The sequence below is a fragment of the Luteococcus sediminum genome (genome assembly GCF_054783495.1).
This window is the reverse complement of the sequence record NZ_BAAGQL010000050.1, coordinates 137,852-157,629: the sequence shown is the minus strand read 5'-3', so window position 1 is coordinate 157,629 and position 19,778 is coordinate 137,852. Positions and strand designations below refer to the sequence as shown.

Below are 19,778 nucleotides of genomic sequence, written 5' to 3'. Positions count from 1 at the left end.
ATCGCAGTGACAAGGACGTCACCCGCCCCACGGCACACCCAAGGAGACTCGATGGACACGCCCACCCAGCCGGTGCACGGCGGCCCGGCCCACATGGACACGGCCGACCACGGTTACGAGAAGGAACTCAAGCCCCGCCACATCCAGATGATCGCGATCGGCGGCTCGATCGGCACCGGACTCTTCCTCGGCGCCGGCGGACGCCTGGCGATGGGCGGACCGGCCCTGGCCATCGTCTATGCCGTCTGCGGCCTCTTCGCCTTCCTGATGGTGCGCGCCCTGGGTGAGCTCACCATCCACCGTCCCTCCTCGGGCGCCTTCGTCTCCTATGCCCGCGAGTTCATGGGTGAGAAGGGCGCCTACGTCACCGGCTGGCTCTTCTTCCTCGACTGGTGCACCACCGTGATGGCCGACATCACCGCCGTCGCCCTCTACATGCATTTCTGGAACATCTTCTCCACCGTGCCGCAATGGATCATCGCCCTGGTGGCGCTGGCGATCGTGTTCACCATGAACATGCTGAGCGTGAAGTTCTTCGGCGAGTTCGAGTTCTGGTTCGCCATGATCAAGGTGACCGCCATCGTCGGCTTCATGCTGATCGCGGTCTTCTTCATCGTCACCGGGCGCGCCGTCGACGGCTACACCCCCGGCCCGTCGATGATCGCGGACCACGGCGGCCTGTTCCCGCAGGGCCTGGCCCCGATGGTGACCCTCGCGCTGGGCGTCGTCTTCGCCTTCGGCGGCACCGAGATGATCGGCGTCGCGGCCGGGGAGGCGCAGGATGCCGCCAAGATCATGCCGAAGGCCGTCAACTCGATGATGTGGCGCATCGCGCTGTTCTACGTCGGCTCGGTGGTGCTGTTCACCATGCTGATGCCGTGGAATGCCTATTCGCGCAATGAGTCGCCCTTCGTCACCTTCTTCAATGCCATCGGGGTGCCCAATGCGGGTTCGATCATGAACCTGGTGGTGCTCACCGCCGCGCTGTCCTCGCTGAATGCCGGCCTGTACGCCACCGGCCGCACCCTGCGCTCACTGGCCGTCGCCGGCTCCGCGCCGTCCTTCGCCGCGCGGATGAACCGCTTCAAGGTGCCCTACGGCGGCATCGTGATCACGTCGGTGCTCGGCCTGATCGGCGTCCTGATCAACTACGCCTACCCCACGCAGGCCTTCGACATCGTGATGAACCTGGCCGGCATCGGTATCGCCGGCACCTGGATGTCGATCATGGTGAGCCACTGGATCTTCGTCCGCAAGGCCAGGCAGGGCCTCTACGAGCGCCCCGCCTACCGCCTGTTCTGGGCGCCGGTCACCAATGCCGCCACGATCCTGTTCCTGCTCGCCGTGATCGTGATGATGTGGTTCGCCGACGACATCGGCAAGCCCACCATCGGCCTGTTTGGGCTGGTCGCGCTGGCCATGGTCGGCGGCTGGTTCCTGGTCCGCAAGAACATCGACGCCACGCTGCTGGAGCAGGCCATCCTTGAGGACGACGTCACCGCCGTCGAGACGCCCCGTCGCGGAACCGAGGAGTTGTGATGGGCCGGCGCATCCTGGTGGTCTACACCGGCGGAACCCTCGGCATGCAGTTGACCGAGCGGGGCTGGGAGCCGGGTGCCGACCTGGAGGGTTGGCTCACCGGGCTGGTCGACGAGCAGCTGCCCGGTCTCGACTGGCAGCTGGTCACCCTCGACCCACTGATCGACTCCTCCAATGCGGGCCCCCAGGACTGGCAGCGCATCGTCCAGACCGTGCTCGACCACCGCGACGATGCCGATGCCTTCGTGGTGTTGCACGGCACCGACACCTTGGGCTTCAGCGCCGCCGCGACCCACTTCGCCCTGGCCAGTCTGGGGAAGGCCGTCGTGCTGACCGGTGCCCAGCGCTCGCTGGTGGTCGACGACTCGGACGCGCCGGGCAATGCGCTGGGGGCGCTGCGCTGCGCCCTGGACGAGCGGCTGGACCGGGTGGCGCTCTTCTTCGACGGCACCCTGATGGTGCCGCACCACGCCACCAAGGTCTCCAGCGAGGACGACCACGCCTTCGACACCGTCAACGTGCCGCCGCTCGCAGTGGTAGGTGAGGATGGCGAGCTCGTCTTCAATCCACTGTCGCAGACGCATGATCCGGGCCGGGCCACGCCGCTGGGCGAGCTGCGCCCCTACCGGCCGACGGACCTGGTGGTGCTCACCCTGCACCCAGGCCTGACCGCCCAGCGTGTGCGGTCCCTGCTCACCCCGCCGCCGGAGGCACTGGTGCTGCGCGCCTACGGCGTCGGCAATGCCCCCGACAACGACCCGGAGCTGCTGGAGGCGCTGGCGCAGGCCAGTGCCGCCGGGACGGTGGTGGTGGTCACCACCCAGTGCCCGCACGGCGGCGTCCAGCTGGGCACCTATGCCGTCAGCCAGGGGCTGTTGGCCACCGGAGCCGTGGCCGGTGGCGACCTGACCACCGACGCCATCGTCGCCTGGCTCAGCCACTTGCTGGCCCAGGGGCTCGCCCCCGAGCAGATTCGTGAGAGGATCCAGCGTTCCCTCGGCTGAGGGGCATCGCCGACGCAGGAGCCGCCCCACCCATGTCCGCCGCGCACATCGAGACCCATGGGATCGACATCATCCCCGAAGACGCACGCAAGGGACGGGCGGCCAGCCAGTTCTGGCCCTGGGCCGCGGGCAATGTGCACGTGCTCAGCGTCAGCTGGGGCGGCTACCTGCTCGGCTCCGGCCTGGGCTTCTGGCAGGCGGTGGCCATCTCGTTGGTGGCCACCATCGGCTCCTTCGTGCTCGTCGGCCTGGTGGCACTGGCCGGCCAGCGCGGCTCGGCCCCGACGATGGTGCTCTCCCGCGCCGTCTTCGGCGTGCGCGGCAATGTTCTTCCCGGCATCGTCGGCTACCTGCTGGTGGTGGGCTGGGAGATCGTGCTGACCTCACTGGCGGTGCTGTCGACGGCCACCGTCGCCGAGCGCCTCGGCTTCACCGCCGGCACCGGCTTCATGGTGGCCGTGCTGGTGGTGATGGAGGTGGTGGTCGTGGGCCTGGGCGTGCTGGGCTTCGACGCGATCATGGCCTCGCAGAAGTGGATCACCAGCGCCGTGATCGTGGTCTCGCTGGTCTACATGGCGTTGTGCCTGCCGCACGTGCACTGGTCGGCCCTGATGGAGCACCCCAATGGCGGCGTCGCCGCGCTGGTCGGTGCCGGCGTGATGGTCTTCTGCGGCTTCGGCGTGGGCTGGACCAGCTGCGCGGCCGACTATTCGCGCTACCTGCCGCGCTCCACACCGCGACGCTCCCTGGTCGGCTGGACCACGCTGGGCGGGTCGCTGCCGGTGTGCGCCTTCATTGTGTTCGGCATCCTGCTGTGCGGCTCCGACCCGCAGCTGATGGAGGCGGTGACCGCCGACCCGATCGGGGCGCTGACCACCATGCTGCCGCTGTGGTTCGTGATCCCCTTCTGGCTGGTCGCCGTCACCGCCCTGGTGGCCGGTGCCGTGATCGACATCTACTCCTCGGGCCTGGCCCTGCTCAGCATCGGCATCCCGCTGCCCCGCTGGGCCACCGCACTGGTCGACGGCCTGCTCGTTCTGGGCGGCGTGGTGCTGGTGGTCTGGTACTCCCCCGACTTCCTGACCCCCTTCGAGGGCTTCCTGATCACCCTCGGAGTACCGCTGGCGGCCTGGACCGGCATCTTCGGCGCCGACCTGCTGGTGCGCTGGCGCGAGGGCTACCCGGCCGAGCGACTCTTCGACAGTTCCAGCCAGGGCGCCGGCCACGTGCGCTGGCCCGCGCTGCTGGCGATGCTCGCCACCTGCGTGCTCGGTTTCGGGCTGGTCACGAACAGCTCCGCCGCCTGGCTCACCTGGCAGGGCTACCTGCTGGGTCCCTTCGGCGGGCGCGAGGGTGCCTGGGCCGCTGCGAACATCGGGGTGATGGTGGCCCTGGTCGTGAGCTTCCTGGTCGGTCTGCCGATCGCCCTGCGGGCCCGCCGCGAGCGCCTGGGCTGAGCCGTCAGCGACGCGGCGCCGGCGTGCGGTCGATCTCGTCGGGATGGTGCTCCAGCAGCCAGACCCAGGTCTCGCGCCAGGCGTCCTCGCTGGCCTGCTGGTGGTGGAAGATCTGCATCGGGTTGTCGAAGGCATGCCCGGCACCCGGCCAGGAGCTGAACTCGACGTCGGTGCCGCCCCCGCCGATCACGCCGGCGATGCGCTGCGCCTCGGCGAAGGGGATGTATTCGTCGGCCTCGCCGAAGTGGTGCAGGCTCGGCACCCTCACCACGGGCACCTGCTCGACCAGCTGCGGCAGCGTCGATCCGTAGTAGCAGACCAGGGCGTCGGCCAACTCCGGGCCCTCGATGCCGGAGCAGGCCGCATAGGCCAAGCCGCCGCCGTAGCAGAAACCCACCAGCGCGACCCGGCCACCGCACTCGGGTCGGGCGCGCAGGTCGGCGACGCAGGCGCGGATGTCGGCGACCGTCTCGTCCCAGGGATTGGCCTGCATCAACTCCATGGCGTGCGGCATCATCGCCGGGTCGTCGTCGGTGACCACGTGAGCGCCGATACGCCAGTAGAGGTTGGGGACCATCACCGTCCAGCCCTCGTCGGCCAGGTCGGCGGCGCGCTGCTGGATGTAGTCACTCACGCCGAAGATCTCCTGCACCAGCACGATGCCGGCGCCGGTGCCTGCTTGGGGCCGAAAGATTCTCACCGGGACCTGGCCGTCGGCAACGGCCACGTGGCCGGTCTCCATGGTGACGGCAGTCTTCGACTCCCAGGCGCGGGGCACGATGCCCATGGCTTCTCCTCTCGATGGCGCCGGTGCTCAGTCCGGCTGCGGTGCGTCGACCAGTTTGGCACGAAGGGCGCGGGCGTCGTCCTCGCTCCAGCCGTGGGCACGCATCCAGCCCGACGGTCCCCCGCTGGTCTGGTCGAGGCTCGCCAGCAGCATCCGCATGGTGCTGGCCGGCGTGGTCTGGTCGGCGACGCTCTGCCCCACCAGGTCGGTCGCATAGGGCTCGGTGCTGGCCAGGCGCTGCATGATTTGCTCGGTGCGCTGGTTCGAGGTGTCGTAGTCGGCCACCACCTCCTCGCGCGGCACCCCCACCTCGCTGAGAGCCAGGGCGCAGATCGTGCCGGTGCGGTCCTTGCCTGCGGCACAGTGCACCAGCACCGCGCCCGGGGCGTGGGCGATCGCCTTCAATGCGGCCATGACGTGGTCGGGCCGCTGGGTCAGGTAGCCCAGGTAGTGGTTGGCCAAGTGCTCGTCGTGCTCCTGCCGCTCGTGCGCGGCGGCCTCGAAGTCCCCCTCCCAGGGCAGGCGGTCAGGCTCCTCGTCCCGGTCGTCGGGGATCCCGGTCTCCTTCGCACCCTCCGGGTAGAGCGTCAGTTCGTGGAAGCGGAGCTCTTCACGCTTGAGAGGCCCTTCGCCGACCACGCGCCGCTCCAGATCGGTGCGCAGGTCGACGACGTCACTGATGCCCACCTCGTCGACGAGCCTGCGCACGGAGGCGGCGGGCAGATCCTGAAGATTGTCGGAACGCAGCAGGACGCCGGGACGGATCCGTCCACCGCCGGCGGTGGGGCGACCTCCGAGGTCGCGCATGTTCACCACTCCCTCCAGCTCGATCCAGAGCGGCGGGGTGGGCTGTGTGGAACTGGTGCTCATGGTTCCCACGCTAGTCGCATGTGCTTGCCCTGAGGTGAATAGTCGACACGAGGGCTCTACTGTGGAATACAGAACCACGGCCTGGCCTGGTGGGCACACCGATGTGCCCAGCGCGAAGGGCCAGACCGGTGAACATCTGAAAGGACAGCGTGCTCATGAGCTCGCTCACTCGCGCCGAGGAGGACCTGCTCGGGGTCCGGGAGGTCCCGGCGCAGGCCTACTACGGCATCCACACCCAGCGTGCGGTCGACAACTTCAAGATCTCGGGGGTCTCGATCAACCAGGTCCCCGACTTCATCAGGGGCATGGTGCAGGTCAAGAAGGCCTGTGCGCTGGCCAATGCCGAACTGGGAGCCCTGCCGCAGGATGTCGCCGATGACGTCGTGTGGGCCTGCGACCAGATCCTCGACCACGGCCGGTGCATGGACCAGTTCCCGATCGACGTCTTCCAGGGCGGCGCCGGCACCTCGCTGAACATGAACACCAACGAGGTGATCGCCAACCTCGCCCTGGAGCACCGCGGCCTGCCCAAGGGCAGCTACGGCACCATCCATCCCAATGACCACGTCAACCGCAGCCAGTCCACCAACGACGCCTACCCCTGCGGCTTCCGTCTGGGCGTCTACTCCTCGCTGGGCAACCTGCGCACCGTCGTGGAGCAGCTGGCCGACGGCCTCGACGCCAAGGCCCGCGAGTTCGACCAGGTGCTGAAGATGGGACGCACCCAGCTCCAGGACGCCGTCCCGATGACCCTGGGCCAGGAGTTCGGCGGCTGGGCGGCCACCCTGCGCGAGGAGCTGGTGCAGCTGCGCCGCACCGCCGCGCTACTGCTGGAGGTGAACCTGGGCGCCACCGCCATCGGCACCAAGCTGAACACCCCCGACGGCTACTCCGAGCTGGCGGTGCAGAAGCTGGCCGAGGTCAGTGGCCACGAGGTGGTGCTGGCTCCGAACCTGATCGAGGCCACCAGCGACTGCGGTTCCTATGTCATGGTGCACGCCGCCCTCAAGCGCCTGGCGCTGAAGCTTTCCAAGGTGTGCAATGACCTGCGCCTGCTCTCCTCCGGGCCCCGCGCCGGGCTCAAGGAGATCAACCTGCCCGAGATGCAGGCCGGCAGCTCGATCATGCCCGCCAAGGTGAACCCGGTGATCCCCGAGGTCGTCAACCAGGTCTGCTTCAAGGTCTTCGGCAATGACGTCACCGTCCTGATGGCGGCCGACGCCGGCCAGCTGCAGCTCAACGTCATGGAACCGGCCATCGGACAGGCCATGTTCGAGTCCATCGCCCTGCTCGGCAGCGCCTGCGAAATCCTGCGCACCAAGTGCGTGGTCGGCATCAGCGCCAATCCGGATCGGTGCCGCGCCTATGTGATGAACTCCATCGGCATCGTCACCTACCTCAATGACTTGATTGGTCACGAGGCCGGCGACATGGTCGGCAAGGAGTGCGCCCGCACCGGCCGTTCGGTGCGTGAGGTGGTGCTGGAGCATGGCCTGCTCGACGAGGCCACGCTCGATCGGGTCTTTTCCATCGAGAACCTGATGCACCCGGCCGACATCACCAAGCTGGGCGTCTCGACGGGCCCCGGCACGGTGGTGCGCGACTGAACATCGCCGCTGGAAGACGGTTCGGACGCGCTGCGGGCCCCGGGATCTCCCGGGGCCCGCAGTGTCTTTCCTGGGTGCTTCAGGCCAGTGCCCGGTCAGGGGCCTCCACGTAGTCGAGCATGGCGTCGACCTCGGCCGGGACCGCGCGTCCGCGGGCCTTGTTGATGGCGCCGATGGCCAGGTAGAAGGCGCCGCTGACCAGCATCGGGCCGACGGTGACCCAGTCGACCGGGAAGTCCTCGGGCCAGATCTGGCTGATCGCAAAGGTGAGCATGCCGAAGATGATGCCGACGATCGCGGCGGTGCCGTCGCTGTGGCGGAAGCGTTTGAACAGGCCCAGCAGCAGCGGCATGCCGGTCACGCCGACCAACGCCCCGAACCAGGTGATGATCATGCCGATGATGTCGCCGAAGGCGTCCTTGTTGAGGCCCACCAGCACGGTGGCGATGGTGAAGCCGACGGTGATGATCCGGGCCAGTCGCAGCGAGGCGGCACCGCTCAGGCGGACCTCGTCGAACTTCGCACTCAGCACCGGCAGGATGTCACGCTGGGTGACCGCCGACAGGGTGTTGACGTCGGAGACGGTCATGCCCATCGTCGAGGCGAACATGCTGGCCAGCACCAGGCCGATCAGGCCGTGGGGCAGGTAGGTGGAGGTGAGCAGCGGGTAGAGCTGGGCGGCGGGATCGGCCAGGCCGGGGTGGAGCAGGCGACCGGCCCACATCGGGGCGAAGATCAGCAGCGGCCACACGAAGTAGAGCGCGGAGCTGAGCAGCTCGGCCTTGCGCGCCTCGGAGCCGGAGGAGGTGGAGATGAACCGGGCGGCCAGGTTCCAGTTGCCGCCGTTGTACTCGAAGGTCTTGGCGAACAGGTAGAGCGCCGCCCACAGCATCGTGTACTTGCCGGAGAAGGGGCTGGAGAAGTCGGGCTGGATGCGGTCGAGCTCGCCCCACATGCTGACGTAGTTCAGCCCGCGTGCGCTCAGGGCATGGCCCACACCGACGAGGATCACGATGCCGGCCACCAGCCGCACGCCGAACTGCACGAAGTCGGTGAGCAGGTCGGCCCACAGCCCGCCGATGGTGATGTAGATCATGCTGACCGCGCCGGACAGGATCATGCCCTGCCAGACGGGCAGGCCGGTGAAGCCGTTCATCAGCACGCCGATGGAGGCCCACTTGGCGCCGATGTCGACCAGCTTCATCAGCACTCCCAGCCAGGCGATGGTCTGCTGGGCGGGCAGTCCGTAGCGCATCCTCAGGTACTCGGTGGGCGACTGGATGCCGAGCGTCTGGCGAAGGCGCGGCCAGCGCGGGGCGAAGACCTTGGCGCCGATCAGGGTGGCGAAGGCGATCACCAGCGCCCACCAGACGTACATGGTGAAGCCGAGGTTGTAGGCGATGGCGGCATAGGCGACGAAGACGACACCGGAGTGGCCGCTGACATGGTGCGAGACACCCGACAGCCACCATGGCACATTGCCGCCGCCGACGAAGAAGTCCCTGGAGTCGGAGCTCTTGCGTCGCGACCAGATGCCGATGCCGATCATCAGCGCGAAGAACAAGCCGACGACGACCCAGTCGAGCACAGCCATGACGAACCACCTTGTCGCGTGAGGAGAACAGGGTGGACGGTGTGCGGCACCAGTGCCGGCACCCGACGTCCAGCCTGACAAACCACGCCATTTGACACCATCTGCGGGTGCGGATGAGGCGACTTGTCAGGTCTTGCCCCAGCCTCCACCTGCCCGGGTCCTTCACCGGATCAGACGGCGTTCCCTCGCCCGCGCCACCAGCGCCGTCCGGTTGTCGACCCCGAGCTTTCCGAACAGGTGCGCCAGGTGGGTCTTGACCGTCGACTCGCTGATGAACAGGGCCTTGGCGATCTCCCGGTTGCCAGCGCCGGTGGCCACCTGCTGCAGGATCTCGATCTCGCGGGAACTGACGGTGGTGGACGGGCGCATGGTGCGCTCCACCAGCCGCTGCTGCACCTCGGGCGACAGCACGGTGCGGCCGGCCGCCGCGTCCAGCACCGCCGCGACCAGGGCATCGGTGGGCACGTCCTTGAGCACATATCCCCGCGCACCGGCCTCCAGCGCATCGAGGATGTCGGCCTCGGAGTCGAAGGTCGTCACCACCAGCACCGGCACCCCGCGCTTCGTCAGCTCCCGGGTGGCGTGGATCCCGTCGGGGCCCTCGCCAAGGTTCAGGTCCATCAGGACGACGTCGACTCCCCCACCGGTGGTGACGATCTCGTTGACCCACCGCAGGCACTCGGCGGAGGTGCCTGCCTGGCCGACGACCTCAAGCCGCGGCTCCTGCTCGAGCAGACCGATCAGCCCGGAGCGGACGATCGGATGGTCGTCACAGACCAGGACACGAACGGGGGGTGTCATCACAGCTCCTTGCCATGGTCGGGACGAGAGAGGGGTAGGTGCAGCCCGACGCAGGTACCGCCACCCGGCTCCGACTCCACCGAGATGGTGCCGCGGACGGTCTCGACGCGGGAACGCAACGCCGACAGCCCGAAGCCGTCGGCGTGGTCGGTCGCCAGACCGACACCGTTGTCAACGACGTCGAGGGCGAGCGCATCGTCGAACCAGGCAAGGCTGACCACACAGGTGCGCGCCTGGGCGTGCTGGACGACATTGGCGAGCAGGGAACGGGTGGCCATCACCACGACCTGCTGCACCTCGGGGCCGACGGGTCCCTCGTCGCCGCTGACCGACAGCCGCACCTCCAGTCCGGACCCGATGGCCCGCTCGCGACGGGCGGTGGCCTCGACGAGCTCGGTGAGGGCCTCGCGCAGGTCGCGGCTCTCCTCCCGGGTGAGGCGGTGCACCAACTGGCGGGCCTGGACCAGGTTCTCGCGGGCAGTCTGTTCGATCACGGCCAGCTGCCCGCCGGCCTCTGGGTGCTCGGCAGCGGCCGAGCGGGACAGCATGACGATGGAGTTGAGTCCCTGCGCCAGGGTGTCGTGCAGGTCACGGGCCAGGCCTTCGCGTTCGACGGCGCGGGCACGGGCCTTCTCGGTGGCCAGCAGCTCGTCCTGGGCCTGCAGCACCTGTTCGGCCAGCTGCTGCTGGGCCAGGGCATCACGGTGCAGTTGGCGGCCGATCGTCCAGGCGATGACTGCGGCGCCCGCCCCCAGTGCCGGGCCCAACAGCTTGCCGACGGCGAGGCCCTCCCCACGCGTCAGGGGTGACAGCCCCGCCCACAGGGTCAGCCCGGCCAACAGCAGCCAGCAGGTGGGGCTCGGCCAGATGAACAGGACGAGGAAGAAGATCGGGAAGACCAGCCAGACCCAGGCTCCAGAGACGGCCGATGCCGCAGCCCACAACAGCGCCAGGGCCAGCACCCACAACCGTCCGAGCAGTGGTCGTCGGGCATGGTCCGGTCGGCGGGACTGCACCAACAGGCCGCCCAGGTAGGTGACCAGCAACGCACCGCCGAGCAGGGTGGCGGCAGGCCCGTCATGGCGGCGCAGGTGGGTGGCCATCGCCACCACCCAGAGCAGCCCGAAGAAGAGATGGCTGGAATGACGCACCATGGTGCTGAGCCGGCGGGCGCTGCGAGCGGTCGTGGTCATCTGCCCCATGGCTCCAACAGTAGGCGGAAGGCCGGGTGCACCAGGACTGCCCGGCCCCGTCGGGGCGCCGATCATCCAAAAGGATGACTCCACGCTCCCCCCTTCGGTTCCGACGGGTGCGGGCCATGGGCGATGGGTACGAGGCCTTGTGCGGATGGAATGGATGACATGTTCCTCGCACTTCGTGACATCCGCTTCGCCAAGGGCCGCTTCCTGTTGATGACCGGCGTGGTCGCTCTGGTGACCCTGCTGCTGGTGGTGCTGTCCGCGCTGACCCGCGGACTGGGCCAGCAGAGCACCTCGGCCCTGGAGTCGCTTCCCGTGCAGGGCGCGCTGCTGGCCCCCAGCGGGGACCAGCTCGGCTGGGCCGACTCGGCCGTCGAGGCGTCCACAGCCGATCGGGTGCGGAAGGCCGTGCCCGGCTCCGAACCATTCGTCGTCACTCGCGCCCGGATGCAGGTGGATGGACGCACCGCCCAGGTCGCCGTGATGGGCCTCGATCCCCGGGGCGCCACGGCCCGCTCCATGGGACTGCGCCTTGCCGACGGACAGGTGCTGCTGCCCGAGGAGGTCACCGAGGGCGTCACCGTGGGCAACCGGGTGGAACTCAATGGCAACCCACTGACGGTGGCCAGCACCGAGGCCACCCACTGGTACTCGCACGCGGCCGTCGCGTGGACGACGACGACCACCGCCAACCAGCTGGCCCACGCCCCCAAGGGGCAGGCCACCTCCATGCTCGTCCCCACCGGCACCGACATGCCAGGTGCTGCGGTGGCGGGACTCGAGCCGGTCAGCGGCAAGGCCATGCTGGATGCCCTCCCGGGCTACGCCTCCGAGCGAGGTTCGCTGGTGATGATCCAGGCTTTCCTGTACGGCATCACCGCCCTGGTGGTGGTCGCCTTCCTCAGCGTGTGGACGATCCAGCGCACCCGCGACATCGCGGTGCTGCGCGCCCTGGGTGCCTCGCGACGCTATGTGCTGGGTGACTCGCTCGGCCAGGCCGCGATCCTGCTGGCCGTCGGCGCCCTCGTCGGCGCAGTGGCTGGCAGCGCCGTCGCCCTTGCCGTGAAGGGCATTGTGCCCGTCCAGGTGGTGGCCGCCACCACCCTGCTGCCCCCGCTCGGGGTCGCGCTGATCGGCCTGGCCGGTTCGGTGCTGGCCACCCGGCGCGTCACCACCGTCGACCCGCTGCTCGCCCTCGGTGGCAACTGATCCCGAACCTCACCACGAAGGACTCCTGATGACACTCACACTCGACCCGCCCCGCCCGCGCCACGCCGAGCTGGCCACCGCCGCCCTGCAGCTGGACCAGGTGACCGTCCGCCACCCCGACGGCACCAATCCGGACGGCAGCCCGCGCTTCCACACCGCCCTGGACCGGGCCAGCCTGTCGGTGCAGCCCGGCACCTTCCTCGCCGTTGTCGGCCCGTCCGGGTCGGGCAAGTCGACCCTGCTGTCGGCCTCGGCGGGACTGATCACCCCCGACGAGGGCCGCGTCACCATCGCGGGCACGCGCCTGGACGAGCTGGGTGACGACGAGCGAGCGGCGGTGCGACGCGAGCGCGCGGGCATCGTCTTCCAGCAGCCCAACCTGATGGCGAGCCTGACGAGCCTGGAGAACGTGCTGCTGCCCCTGCACCTGGCCGGCGTGCGCCGCGGTCAGTTGCGCGAGGCCCGTGGCCGGGCGACCGAGCTGCTGGGCCGGGTGGGCCTCGAAGGGCTCGAGGGGCGCCGCGCCCACCAGCTGTCGGGTGGCCAGCGCCAGCGCGTGGCCATCGCCCGAGCCCTGGTCGGTGAACCCTCGCTGCTACTGGTCGACGAACCCACCAGTGCCCTCGACCAGCAGGCCTCCGAGCGCATCGTCGCCCTGCTGGCCGAGGTGACCCGCGAGCTCGGTCCGGCCACCGTGATGGTGACCCACGACGCAGAGCTCACCGCCCAGGTCGACCGCATCGTCCACGTGCGCGACGGCCGCCTCAGCGAAGGCTGAGGCTCACGGCACCCGCTTGACCCACTGCTCGGTCGAGAACTTCGTGCGCACCAGCTCGGCGGCCTCGGCCAGCTCGTCGTCGGTGTAGTCACGCTCCACGCAGCGGTACTGCTTCTCGAAGTAGGCCAGGAAGCTGTCGATGATCGCCTCACGGGTCATGCCGGTCTGGGAGCGCATCGGGTCGACGCGCTTGTTGGCCGACTTGATGCCCTTGTCGGAGAGCTTCTCGCGGCCGATGCGCAGCACCTGAAGCATCTTGTCGGCGTCGATGTCGTAGGAGGCAGTGACGTGGTGCAGCACCGTGCCGTTGACCAGGCGACGCTGCGCCGCCCCGCCGATCTTGCCCTTGTCGGAGGCGATGTCGTTGAGCGGCACATAGCGGGCATTGACGCCCAGCTCCGCCAGGGCGCCGATCACCCAGGTGTCGAGGTACTTGTAGGACTGCTCATAGCTCAGCCCCTCCACCAGCGAGCCGGGCACCACCAGTGAGTAGGTGATGCAGTTGCCCTCCTCCATGAACATGGCGCCGCCGCCGGTGATGCGCCGCACCACCTCGATGCCGTGCCCGGCGCGGGCCTCGTCGTCGATCTCGTTGCGGTAGCTCTGGAAGGAGCCGATCACCACCAGCGGGCGCTCCCAGTCCCAGAAGCGGAAGTTCGGGTTCGCCTCGCCGCGGGCCACCCGCTTGGCGATCACCTCGTCGAGGGCGACGTGCAGCTTGGGGTCCAGTTTCACCGGACGGATCACGTCGAAGGTGAGGTCCTCCCAGCTCGAGGCACTGCCCAGCGCCCGGCGCACCGCGACGCCGATGGCCTCGGAGTCGAAACCGATCAGCCGCGCCTGGGGGCGCAGTGACTCGTTGACCGCCTGGCGGATGTCGGAGACCGACGAGTCCTCCGGCAGGCCGTCGAGGGCGCCGGTGATGTCGTCGAGGGCATCGTCGGGTTCGAGGAAGAAGTCCCCGTGCACCAGCGGACGCACCAGGCGCCCGTCCTCCACCTCGACGTCGACGGCGACCAGCTTGCCGCCCGGCACCTTGTATTCACCGCGCATGCCGCACAGCCTATGTGCCCGCGGCGCTGGGTGGTGCTGGCCGGACGTGCAGACGACTCGCCCCCGGTACCTGAAGGTACCGGGGGGCGAGTCGTCGCTGGGTTGGTTCCGATCAGCTCGGGTCGGCCGGCCGGGCCTTCTGCTCTGCTGCCTCGGACTTCTGCGCCTTGTCCGCCTTCTCGGCGTCCTTGGCCTCGTCCTTCTTCGGCTTGGCATCCACGCCCGCCTCGCGGCGCTGCTGGATGGTGATCGGCGCCGGCGCCTGGGTGAGCGGGTCGAAGCCGCCGCCCGACTTCGGGAAGGCGATCACGTCGCGGATCGTGTCGAAGCCGCCGAGCAGCATCACCAGGCGGTCCAGGCCGAAGGCGATGCCACCGTGCGGCGGGGCACCGAAGGCGAAGGCGTCGAGCAGGAAGCCGAACTTCTCCTTGGCCTCCTGTTCGCTGATGCCCATCACGCTGAAGACGCGCTGCTGCACATCGGGCTGGTGGATACGGATCGAGCCGCCGCCCACCTCATTGCCGTTGCAGACGAAGTCGTAGCCGTAGGACAGCGCCGAGCCGGGGTCGGTGTCGAAGCTGTCCAGGTGCTCGGGCTTCGGGGAGGTGAAGGCGTGGTGCACCGCGGTCCACTTCGAGTTGCCCAGGGCCACATCGCCCGAGGCGGTCGCCGCGGCGGTCGACTTGAACATCGGGGCGTCGACCACCCACAGGAAGCTCCAGGCGTCCTCGTCGATCAGGTTGCACCGCTTGCCGATCTCCAGGCGGGCCGCACCCAGCAACTCCTGGGAGGACTCGCGCTCACCGGCGGCGAAGAAGATGGCATCACCCGGCTTGGCACCGGCGGCCTCGGCAATGCCGGCCTTCTCCATCTCGGAGATGTTCTTGGCCACCGGGCCACCCAGCTCGCCGTCGTCCTGGACCGTGATGTAGGCCAGCCCCTTGGCGCCGCGCTGCTTGGCCCACTCCTGCCAGGCATCGAACTGGCGACGCGGCAGCGAGGCCCCGCCCGGCATGACCACGCAACCGACGTAGGGGTTCTGGAAGACGCGGAAAGGGGTCTCGGCGAAGAACTCGGTGAGCTCGCGGATCTTGAGGTCGAAGCGCAGGTCGGGCTTGTCGGAACCGTAGTTGTCCATCGCGTCGTGCCAGGTCATGCGCGGCAGCGGGGTGGGCAGCTCCACGTCGATCAGCTTGAAGCAGGCCGCCATCACCTTCTCTGCCAGCGCGATCACGTCGTCCTGGTCGACGAAGCTCATCTCGATGTCGAGCTGGGTGAACTCGGGCTGGCGGTCGGCGCGGAAGTCCTCGTCGCGGTAGCAGCGCGCGATCTGGTAGTAGCGCTCCATGCCGGCCACCATCAGCAGCTGCTTGAACAGCTGCGGGCTCTGCGGCAGCGCGTACCAGCTGCCCGGGTGAAGACGGGCCGGCACCAGGAAGTCACGGGCGCCCTCGGGGGTGGAGCGGGTCAGCGTCGGGGTCTCGACGTCGTAGAAGCGCTCCTCGTCCAGCACGCGACGAATCGTGTGCGTCACCTGGGAGCGCAGCACCATCGCGTCGTGCATGCGCGGGCGACGCAGGTCAAGGTAGCGGTACTTCAAGCGGGCGTCCTCGCCGACGCCGGTGCGCTCGTCGATCTGGAAGGGCAGAGCCGCGGCGGCATTGAGCACCTCGAGGTCGCGGATGGCGACCTCGATCTCGCCGGTGGCGATGTTGGGGTTGAGGTTCTCCTCGGTTCGGGCATCGACGACACCGGTCACCTTGATGCAGAACTCGTTGCGCAGGTCGTGGATGCCGGCCTTCTCGAGGTACTCGTCGCGGACGACCACCTGGACGATGCCGGAGGCGTCACGCAGGTCAATGAAGGCGACGCCGCCGTGGTCGCGGCGCTTGGCGACCCATCCGGCGAGGGTGACGGTGGAGCCGACGTCAGCCTTGGACAAGGTGGCGGCTTCGTGGGTGCGCAGCATGCGTATTCCTTTCTGGGGCCTGCGCATAGACGGTGCGCGGCCCGACGGGTGCAGCGGCCAGCCTATTGCATCGGGCCGCCCCGGCGCGGCCTTCGGCTGGCGCCGCGGCACTATGATTTGCGGCATGAAGTCGTCCGCTGTTCCTACTCTGTTGGCCCTGCTGGTGGCCGCCGGCCTGCTCTGGCTGGCCTGGCAGGGCTTCCACCTGGTGCGCTGGCGTGTGCGCTACATGGCCCCGAGCTTCTTCGCAGGCGTCATCGTCGGAGCGGTGGGGGTCGCTGCGCTCACCTCCCGACGCTGAGGCGACCCCTTGGCAGCAGGCCGAGGGCCGGCCACCCCGCGGGTGGCCGGCCCTCGTACCGCGTTCGTCGTGGATCAGGCGATCGAGACGTCATCGAAGACGAAGCCGCTGCGAGTGTTGCCGTCCTCGAAGGCCGCGAAGCGCAGCCACATGCTGCGTCCGGCGAACTTCGACAGGTCGACAGTCCTCGTCTGGTAGCCATCCTTGGCATCCAGGTTGGACAGGCGGACCAGCACCGAGCCGGCACCGTTGTCGTCGACCAGGTCCCCCCGGGCGGTGTCGAAGGCCCTGCCCTCGGTCTCGTCGGTGTCGACGTGCACCCAGAAGGTGAGGGTGCCACTGGCGGGCACTGTCACCTTCTGGCCCATGTAGGTCTTGTTGGCGCGACCCACGCCACCGAGCCAGAGCTTGCCCTTGCCCGTGCGGGCGGGCTGGGCCTGGTTGGTGTTGACCCGGTTCTGGTTGCCCTGCCAGGGAGCCTGGCCGTCCTCGAAGCCGCCATTGGTCACGGCATTCCTGCCAGGCTTGGGAGCCGGGTCGGGCTTCGGGGTGGGTTCGGGCTTCGGGGTGGGTTCGGGCTTCGGGGCCGGGGTGGGCGCCGGAGAGGGCTGGGGCGTCTGGTCGGGGCTGGGCAGGGGCTTGCCACCGACGACGGCACCCATCGCGTGCATCTCGGTCAGGTCTGCCCAGTTCACGAAGTCCCAGACCATCTTGTAGAACCCGCCGTTGCCCCAATTCTGGCCCCAGGAGTTCGCCACGGTGACACCCTGGGCGTCGTAGCCGATGATGGTCGTCTCGTGGCCTCCGGTGACGCCGCCAGCCGCGCGGTACCAGGATTCTGCGGGGAGACGTCGTTGAAGCTCTGGCGGATCTGCATGCCGATCGGCACCGGGCTGCTGGCCGAGATCGCGCGCTTGATGGCCTGCTTTGCGGCCTCGCCCCGCAGGGAAAGGGCCTGGTAGCCCGACAGGCGGTGCTTGGCGGCATTGGCGCGGTGCGATTGGTTGGGCTGGGTCCAGTAGTCGTGGTCGCCGGGCGTGTAGTGGGCGCGGCTCTGGGCCAGGTCGAGGCCGGTGCCACCGGCCGGTCCGGTGGTGTCGGTGGGCGCGGCCATCGCGACGCCAGGGACTGCGGAGGCGATCAGGACGAGTGCGGCAAGGCCGCCGGTGAGATGCTTCATGGTGCTCTTCCAAGGGGTGGGGTGTGGGCGACCAGGTCGTCCCGCGATCCACGCTATTGAGCATCTCCAGGAGCCGGAAGAACCGTGTTCTGGGGACAACCGGAAGCCTCCAGATGGCCATTGGCGCGTCTCCGGTACGCTCTGGGACCAAGACCTGTCCGGCACGGCGGGGCCTCGTCCCGTGAGCAGGCCCCAGGGACTGGCCTGAGCACCATCCGGCCGTCCTGTGCGGCCCCGCAGCCATGTGAAAGCCGAGGTGGACCCGATGATCGACGTTGACCAGTCCTCCCATCCCGACCCCGCACCCACCGAGCCCTGGCGTGCCGAGCGGGGTGTGAGCCGGGTTGCCCTGGCCACGATCGTCCTCGCCCTGGTCTGGCTGCCCGGGGGCGCCCTGCTCGACTGGGCCTTCGGCGTCAACCCGCAGGTGGTCAGCGAGTGGTGGGCGCTGATGCCCATCGCCATCGGGGTGCTGGGTGGAGCCTTGACCTTCGCAGAGAAGGCTGTGCCGCGCTCGGGTCGCACCGTCTGGGCGGCCCTGGCCGTCTGTGCCGGGCTCGCCGCCCTGCCCTTCTGGTGGGTGGTGGGCACTGCCCTGCTGGGCCCCTGAGTTCCGGGTGGCCGGGAGGGATCTCACTCGCCCCGGCGGGAGCGGGCAGCTCTGGGAACCCCTTCGACCACCAGGTCCCAGGAGTCCTGCACCAGATCGGCGACCAGTTCGTCGGTGATCCCCTCGCCGGGCGCCACCGAGATCCAGTGCCGCTTGCTGAAGTAGCGCCCCGGCGCCACCCTCTCGTACTGGGCCGCGAGGGCACGGCCCACCTCGGGCTCGCTCTTCACCGTGATGATCGGGAGCTCGGGATCCTCGGTGACGATGAGGAAGACCCGCCCGGACACCGTGAAGCACTGCAGGGTGGCGGTGAGGGGGTAGCCCTCCTGGACCCGCGGCAGGGCGCGGGCCGTGACCCGCGCGCGGTCCTGGAGCTGTTCGCCGTCGAGGCTCACGCAGTCACGCCGAAGGTCTCGGGATTGACCGGCTGCTGGGCGCGGGGAAGTCCCCCGACCACGAGCAGGTAGGAGTCGGTGACCAGCTCGTCCGCCTGCTCGGCATCGAGCCTGCCTCCGGGGTGCAGGGTGATCCAGTGCTTCTTGTTCATGTGGTAGCCGGGGGTCACGTCGGGGTACTCGGCGCGCAGCGCCACCGACTCGTGTGGTTCCGTCTTGAGCACCACGATCGGTTCGTCGGTGATCCCGGTCTGGAGCATGAAGACCTTGCCACGCACCTTGAAGACGTCCCAGTCCTCACCGAAGGGGTGGGTCAGTTCGGAGCACGGCAACTCCTGCGCCCGTCGTGCCGCCCGCTCCTGCAGTGCCTTGCCCTCCATGGGCCAGCTCCTCCCGGTGGTGCTTGATCGTGCGTCGTCGACTGTACATCCGGGAGGGCTCTGGTCCCGGGCCGTGGCACTGGAATTGCAGCACATATGGCCACGGATGACATTTGAACGTGTCGTGCGCCGCCTGGAGTGCAATTCCAGCAGTCAGGGGCACATCCCGGCCCCGAACGGCGGACCTTGAACCTCACACGGTGTCAGGGAGCAGCCTTGGGTCATGGCCCAGACCACACTCGTCACCATTGGACAGTTCAGCCGCCTGACCCGCCTGTCGGTGCGCATGCTGCGCCACTACGACGCCACCGGCGTCCTGGTGCCCGCCGCCGTCGACCCCTGGACGGGATACCGCCACTACTCCCCCGGCCAGCTGCGCGAGGCCACCGACATCCGCACCCTGCGCGACGTCGGCTTCGGGGTCTCCGCCATCAGCGCCCTGCTCGCGGCCCGCGGCACCCCCGCCTGGACCAGCGCCCTCGCCCTGCAGCGCGACGCACTCACCCGGGAGCTTGCCGCCGCCCGAGGTCGGCTCACCCTCATCAACCACCTGCTCGAAGGAGACACCATGCCCATCACCGTCGAAGCCCGCACGATGCCCGCCATGACCGTCGTCGCCCTGCGCGGCACGGTCCCGACCTATTCCGACGAGGGCCAGCTGTGGCAGCAGATGATGCCCCAGGTCGAAGACCAGCAAGTCCGTCCGGTCGGTCCCTGCGGCGTCATCGAGCACGACCAGGAGTACACCGAGCGCGACGTGGACCTGTCGGTCTTCCTGCCGGTCGAGGCCGGCACCACGGTCGAGGGGCCCCTCCAGGTGCTGGAACTGCCCGAGCGGGACTGCCTGGTCGCCACCGTCCACGGCCCCTACGACCGGATCAGCCACGCCCACGACCGGATCACGGACGTGGTGCAGGCCGAGGGGCTGCGGCCACGCAGTGGCGACCTGCCTCAGGACAAGGCCTTCAACCTCTACCTGACCACCCCGGACCAGGTCTCGCCCGCCGAACTGGTCACCGAGGTCTGCCTGCCCCTGGTCTGAGGC

20 protein-coding genes are annotated in these 19,778 nt (G+C 69.0%); 9 read left to right on the top strand and 11 right to left on the bottom strand.

Annotated elements, in window-relative coordinates; all coding sequences use genetic code 11:
• Positions 1-51 precede the first annotated feature (51 nt).
• Genes ACYVKA_RS16115 through ACYVKA_RS16105 form a run of 3 tightly spaced genes read left to right on the top strand, consistent with a single transcriptional unit; the run spans position 52 to position 4,000 of the window.
• Positions 52-1,539 carry an amino acid permease gene (locus tag ACYVKA_RS16115; RefSeq protein ID WP_460706970.1) on the top strand — a complete coding sequence of 496 codons (1,488 nt, stop codon included), beginning with the start codon at positions 52-54 and terminating at the stop codon, positions 1,537-1,539.
• A complete protein-coding gene (locus ACYVKA_RS16110) occupies positions 1,539-2,543 on the top strand; it encodes an asparaginase (protein ID WP_394277147.1) in 1,005 nt (334 codons plus the stop codon). The genes ACYVKA_RS16115 and ACYVKA_RS16110 overlap by 1 nt, the downstream gene beginning before the upstream one ends.
• 32 nt (positions 2,544-2,575) lie before the next feature.
• Positions 2,576-4,000: a purine-cytosine permease family protein gene (locus tag ACYVKA_RS16105; protein WP_460706968.1), complete on the top strand. Its 1,425-nt coding sequence runs from the start codon at positions 2,576-2,578 to the stop codon at positions 3,998-4,000.
• Between the two features lie 4 nt (positions 4,001-4,004).
• On the opposite strand, the gene ACYVKA_RS16100 is transcribed toward ACYVKA_RS16105, so the two are convergent.
• Both ACYVKA_RS16100 and ACYVKA_RS16095 read right to left on the bottom strand, forming a co-directional pair.
• The gene (locus ACYVKA_RS16100) at positions 4,005-4,787 is read right to left on the bottom strand and encodes a dienelactone hydrolase family protein (RefSeq protein ID WP_460706966.1); all 783 of its coding nucleotides are present in this window, start codon (positions 4,785-4,787) and stop codon (positions 4,005-4,007) included.
• A 27-nt stretch (positions 4,788-4,814) separates the two neighbouring features.
• Positions 4,815-5,657: a tyrosine-protein phosphatase gene (locus ACYVKA_RS16095; RefSeq protein WP_460706964.1), complete on the bottom strand. Its 843-nt coding sequence runs from the start codon at positions 5,655-5,657 to the stop codon at positions 4,815-4,817.
• Positions 5,658-5,812: 155 nt separating this feature from the next.
• Here ACYVKA_RS16095 and aspA point away from each other — a divergent pair, with 155 nt between their 5' ends.
• On the top strand, positions 5,813-7,264 hold the full coding sequence (gene aspA, locus ACYVKA_RS16090) for an aspartate ammonia-lyase (protein ID WP_460706962.1): 1,452 nt from the start codon (positions 5,813-5,815) through the stop codon (positions 7,262-7,264).
• Between the two features lie 79 nt (positions 7,265-7,343).
• Here aspA and ACYVKA_RS16085 read toward each other — a convergent pair whose 3' ends face one another.
• From ACYVKA_RS16085 to ACYVKA_RS16075, 3 genes are all read right to left on the bottom strand, one after another.
• Positions 7,344-8,858, bottom strand: coding sequence for a sodium:solute symporter family protein (locus ACYVKA_RS16085; protein WP_460706960.1), 1,515 nt, complete (start codon positions 8,856-8,858; stop codon positions 7,344-7,346).
• 162 nt (positions 8,859-9,020) lie between these two features.
• Positions 9,021-9,659, bottom strand: coding sequence for a response regulator (locus ACYVKA_RS16080; protein WP_460706958.1), 639 nt, complete (start codon positions 9,657-9,659; stop codon positions 9,021-9,023).
• Positions 9,659-10,852 carry a sensor histidine kinase gene (locus ACYVKA_RS16075; RefSeq protein ID WP_460706956.1) on the bottom strand — a complete coding sequence of 398 codons (1,194 nt, stop codon included), beginning with the start codon at positions 10,850-10,852 and terminating at the stop codon, positions 9,659-9,661. The genes ACYVKA_RS16080 and ACYVKA_RS16075 overlap by 1 nt, the downstream gene beginning before the upstream one ends.
• Before the next feature lie 168 nt (positions 10,853-11,020).
• Here ACYVKA_RS16075 and ACYVKA_RS16070 point away from each other — a divergent pair, with 168 nt between their 5' ends.
• Together ACYVKA_RS16070 and ACYVKA_RS16065 are read left to right on the top strand one after the other, a co-directional pair.
• Entirely contained in the window at positions 11,021-12,067 is a 1,047-nt protein-coding gene (locus tag ACYVKA_RS16070) for an ABC transporter permease (protein ID WP_460706954.1), read from the top strand.
• Positions 12,068-12,095: 28 nt separating this feature from the next.
• Entirely contained in the window at positions 12,096-12,845 is a 750-nt protein-coding gene (locus tag ACYVKA_RS16065; RefSeq protein WP_460706952.1) for an ABC transporter ATP-binding protein, read from the top strand.
• A gap of 3 nt (positions 12,846-12,848) precedes the next feature.
• Here ACYVKA_RS16065 and ACYVKA_RS16060 read toward each other — a convergent pair whose 3' ends face one another.
• The gene (locus tag ACYVKA_RS16060; protein WP_460706950.1) at positions 12,849-13,898 is read right to left on the bottom strand and encodes a lipoate--protein ligase family protein; all 1,050 of its coding nucleotides are present in this window, start codon (positions 13,896-13,898) and stop codon (positions 12,849-12,851) included.
• A 112-nt stretch (positions 13,899-14,010) separates the two neighbouring features.
• Complete coding sequence (aspS, locus tag ACYVKA_RS16055) at positions 14,011-15,867, bottom strand: aspartate--tRNA ligase (protein ID WP_460706948.1); 1,857 nt, start codon at positions 15,865-15,867, stop codon at positions 14,011-14,013.
• Positions 15,868-15,991: 124 nt separating this feature from the next.
• Between aspS and ACYVKA_RS16050 the strand changes: the two genes are divergently transcribed.
• Positions 15,992-16,168 carry a hypothetical protein gene (locus ACYVKA_RS16050; RefSeq protein ID WP_460706946.1) on the top strand — a complete coding sequence of 59 codons (177 nt, stop codon included), beginning with the start codon at positions 15,992-15,994 and terminating at the stop codon, positions 16,166-16,168.
• Between the two features lie 74 nt (positions 16,169-16,242).
• On the opposite strand, the gene ACYVKA_RS16045 is transcribed toward ACYVKA_RS16050, so the two are convergent.
• The gene (locus tag ACYVKA_RS16045; protein ID WP_460706944.1) at positions 16,243-16,926 is read right to left on the bottom strand and encodes a hypothetical protein; all 684 of its coding nucleotides are present in this window, start codon (positions 16,924-16,926) and stop codon (positions 16,243-16,245) included.
• Positions 16,860-17,348, bottom strand: a complete 489-nt coding sequence (locus ACYVKA_RS16040) for a hypothetical protein (RefSeq protein ID WP_460706942.1) — start codon at positions 17,346-17,348, stop codon at positions 16,860-16,862. The genes ACYVKA_RS16045 and ACYVKA_RS16040 overlap by 67 nt, the downstream gene beginning before the upstream one ends.
• 265 nt (positions 17,349-17,613) lie before the next feature.
• On the opposite strand from ACYVKA_RS16040, the gene ACYVKA_RS16035 reads away from it, so the two are divergent.
• Positions 17,614-17,958, top strand: a complete 345-nt coding sequence (locus ACYVKA_RS16035; RefSeq protein ID WP_394276751.1) for a hypothetical protein — start codon at positions 17,614-17,616, stop codon at positions 17,956-17,958.
• A gap of 23 nt (positions 17,959-17,981) precedes the next feature.
• On the opposite strand, the gene ACYVKA_RS16030 is transcribed toward ACYVKA_RS16035, so the two are convergent.
• Both ACYVKA_RS16030 and ACYVKA_RS16025 read right to left on the bottom strand, forming a co-directional pair.
• Positions 17,982-18,353 (bottom strand): MmcQ/YjbR family DNA-binding protein, encoded by a 372-nt coding sequence (locus ACYVKA_RS16030; RefSeq protein WP_460706940.1) that lies wholly within the window; start codon positions 18,351-18,353, stop codon positions 17,982-17,984.
• Entirely contained in the window at positions 18,350-18,733 is a 384-nt protein-coding gene (locus ACYVKA_RS16025; protein WP_460706938.1) for an MmcQ/YjbR family DNA-binding protein, read from the bottom strand. Before ACYVKA_RS16025 ends, ACYVKA_RS16030 begins: the two co-directional genes overlap by 4 nt.
• Before the next feature lie 223 nt (positions 18,734-18,956).
• Between ACYVKA_RS16025 and ACYVKA_RS16020 the strand changes: the two genes are divergently transcribed.
• Positions 18,957-19,775, top strand: coding sequence for a MerR family transcriptional regulator (locus ACYVKA_RS16020; RefSeq protein ID WP_460706936.1), 819 nt, complete (start codon positions 18,957-18,959; stop codon positions 19,773-19,775).
• Positions 19,776-19,778 lie beyond the last annotated feature (3 nt).

Coding starts and splice junctions, on each gene's coding strand:
- ACYVKA_RS16020 (WP_460706936.1), top strand. CDS start 18,957: ATGGCCCAGACCACACTCGTCACCATTGGACAGTTCAGCCGCCTGACC.
- aspA (WP_460706962.1), top strand. CDS start 5,813: ATGAGCTCGCTCACTCGCGCCGAGGAGGACCTGCTCGGGGTCCGGGAG.
- aspS (WP_460706948.1), bottom strand. CDS start 15,867: ATGCTGCGCACCCACGAAGCCGCCACCTTGTCCAAGGCTGACGTCGGC.
- ACYVKA_RS16115 (WP_460706970.1), top strand. CDS start 52: ATGGACACGCCCACCCAGCCGGTGCACGGCGGCCCGGCCCACATGGAC.
- ACYVKA_RS16070 (WP_460706954.1), top strand. CDS start 11,021: ATGTTCCTCGCACTTCGTGACATCCGCTTCGCCAAGGGCCGCTTCCTG.
- ACYVKA_RS16040 (WP_460706942.1), bottom strand. CDS start 17,348: ATGAAGCATCTCACCGGCGGCCTTGCCGCACTCGTCCTGATCGCCTCC.
- ACYVKA_RS16110 (WP_394277147.1), top strand. CDS start 1,539: ATGGGCCGGCGCATCCTGGTGGTCTACACCGGCGGAACCCTCGGCATG.
- ACYVKA_RS16065 (WP_460706952.1), top strand. CDS start 12,096: ATGACACTCACACTCGACCCGCCCCGCCCGCGCCACGCCGAGCTGGCC.
- ACYVKA_RS16100 (WP_460706966.1), bottom strand. CDS start 4,787: ATGGGCATCGTGCCCCGCGCCTGGGAGTCGAAGACTGCCGTCACCATG.
- ACYVKA_RS16060 (WP_460706950.1), bottom strand. CDS start 13,898: ATGCGCGGTGAATACAAGGTGCCGGGCGGCAAGCTGGTCGCCGTCGAC.
- ACYVKA_RS16105 (WP_460706968.1), top strand. CDS start 2,576: ATGTCCGCCGCGCACATCGAGACCCATGGGATCGACATCATCCCCGAA.
- ACYVKA_RS16080 (WP_460706958.1), bottom strand. CDS start 9,659: ATGACACCCCCCGTTCGTGTCCTGGTCTGTGACGACCATCCGATCGTC.
- ACYVKA_RS16095 (WP_460706964.1), bottom strand. CDS start 5,657: ATGAGCACCAGTTCCACACAGCCCACCCCGCCGCTCTGGATCGAGCTG.
- ACYVKA_RS16035 (WP_394276751.1), top strand. CDS start 17,614: ATGATCGACGTTGACCAGTCCTCCCATCCCGACCCCGCACCCACCGAG.
- ACYVKA_RS16075 (WP_460706956.1), bottom strand. CDS start 10,852: ATGACCACGACCGCTCGCAGCGCCCGCCGGCTCAGCACCATGGTGCGT.
- ACYVKA_RS16050 (WP_460706946.1), top strand. CDS start 15,992: ATGAAGTCGTCCGCTGTTCCTACTCTGTTGGCCCTGCTGGTGGCCGCC.
- ACYVKA_RS16085 (WP_460706960.1), bottom strand. CDS start 8,858: ATGGCTGTGCTCGACTGGGTCGTCGTCGGCTTGTTCTTCGCGCTGATG.
- ACYVKA_RS16025 (WP_460706938.1), bottom strand. CDS start 18,733: ATGGAGGGCAAGGCACTGCAGGAGCGGGCGGCACGACGGGCGCAGGAG.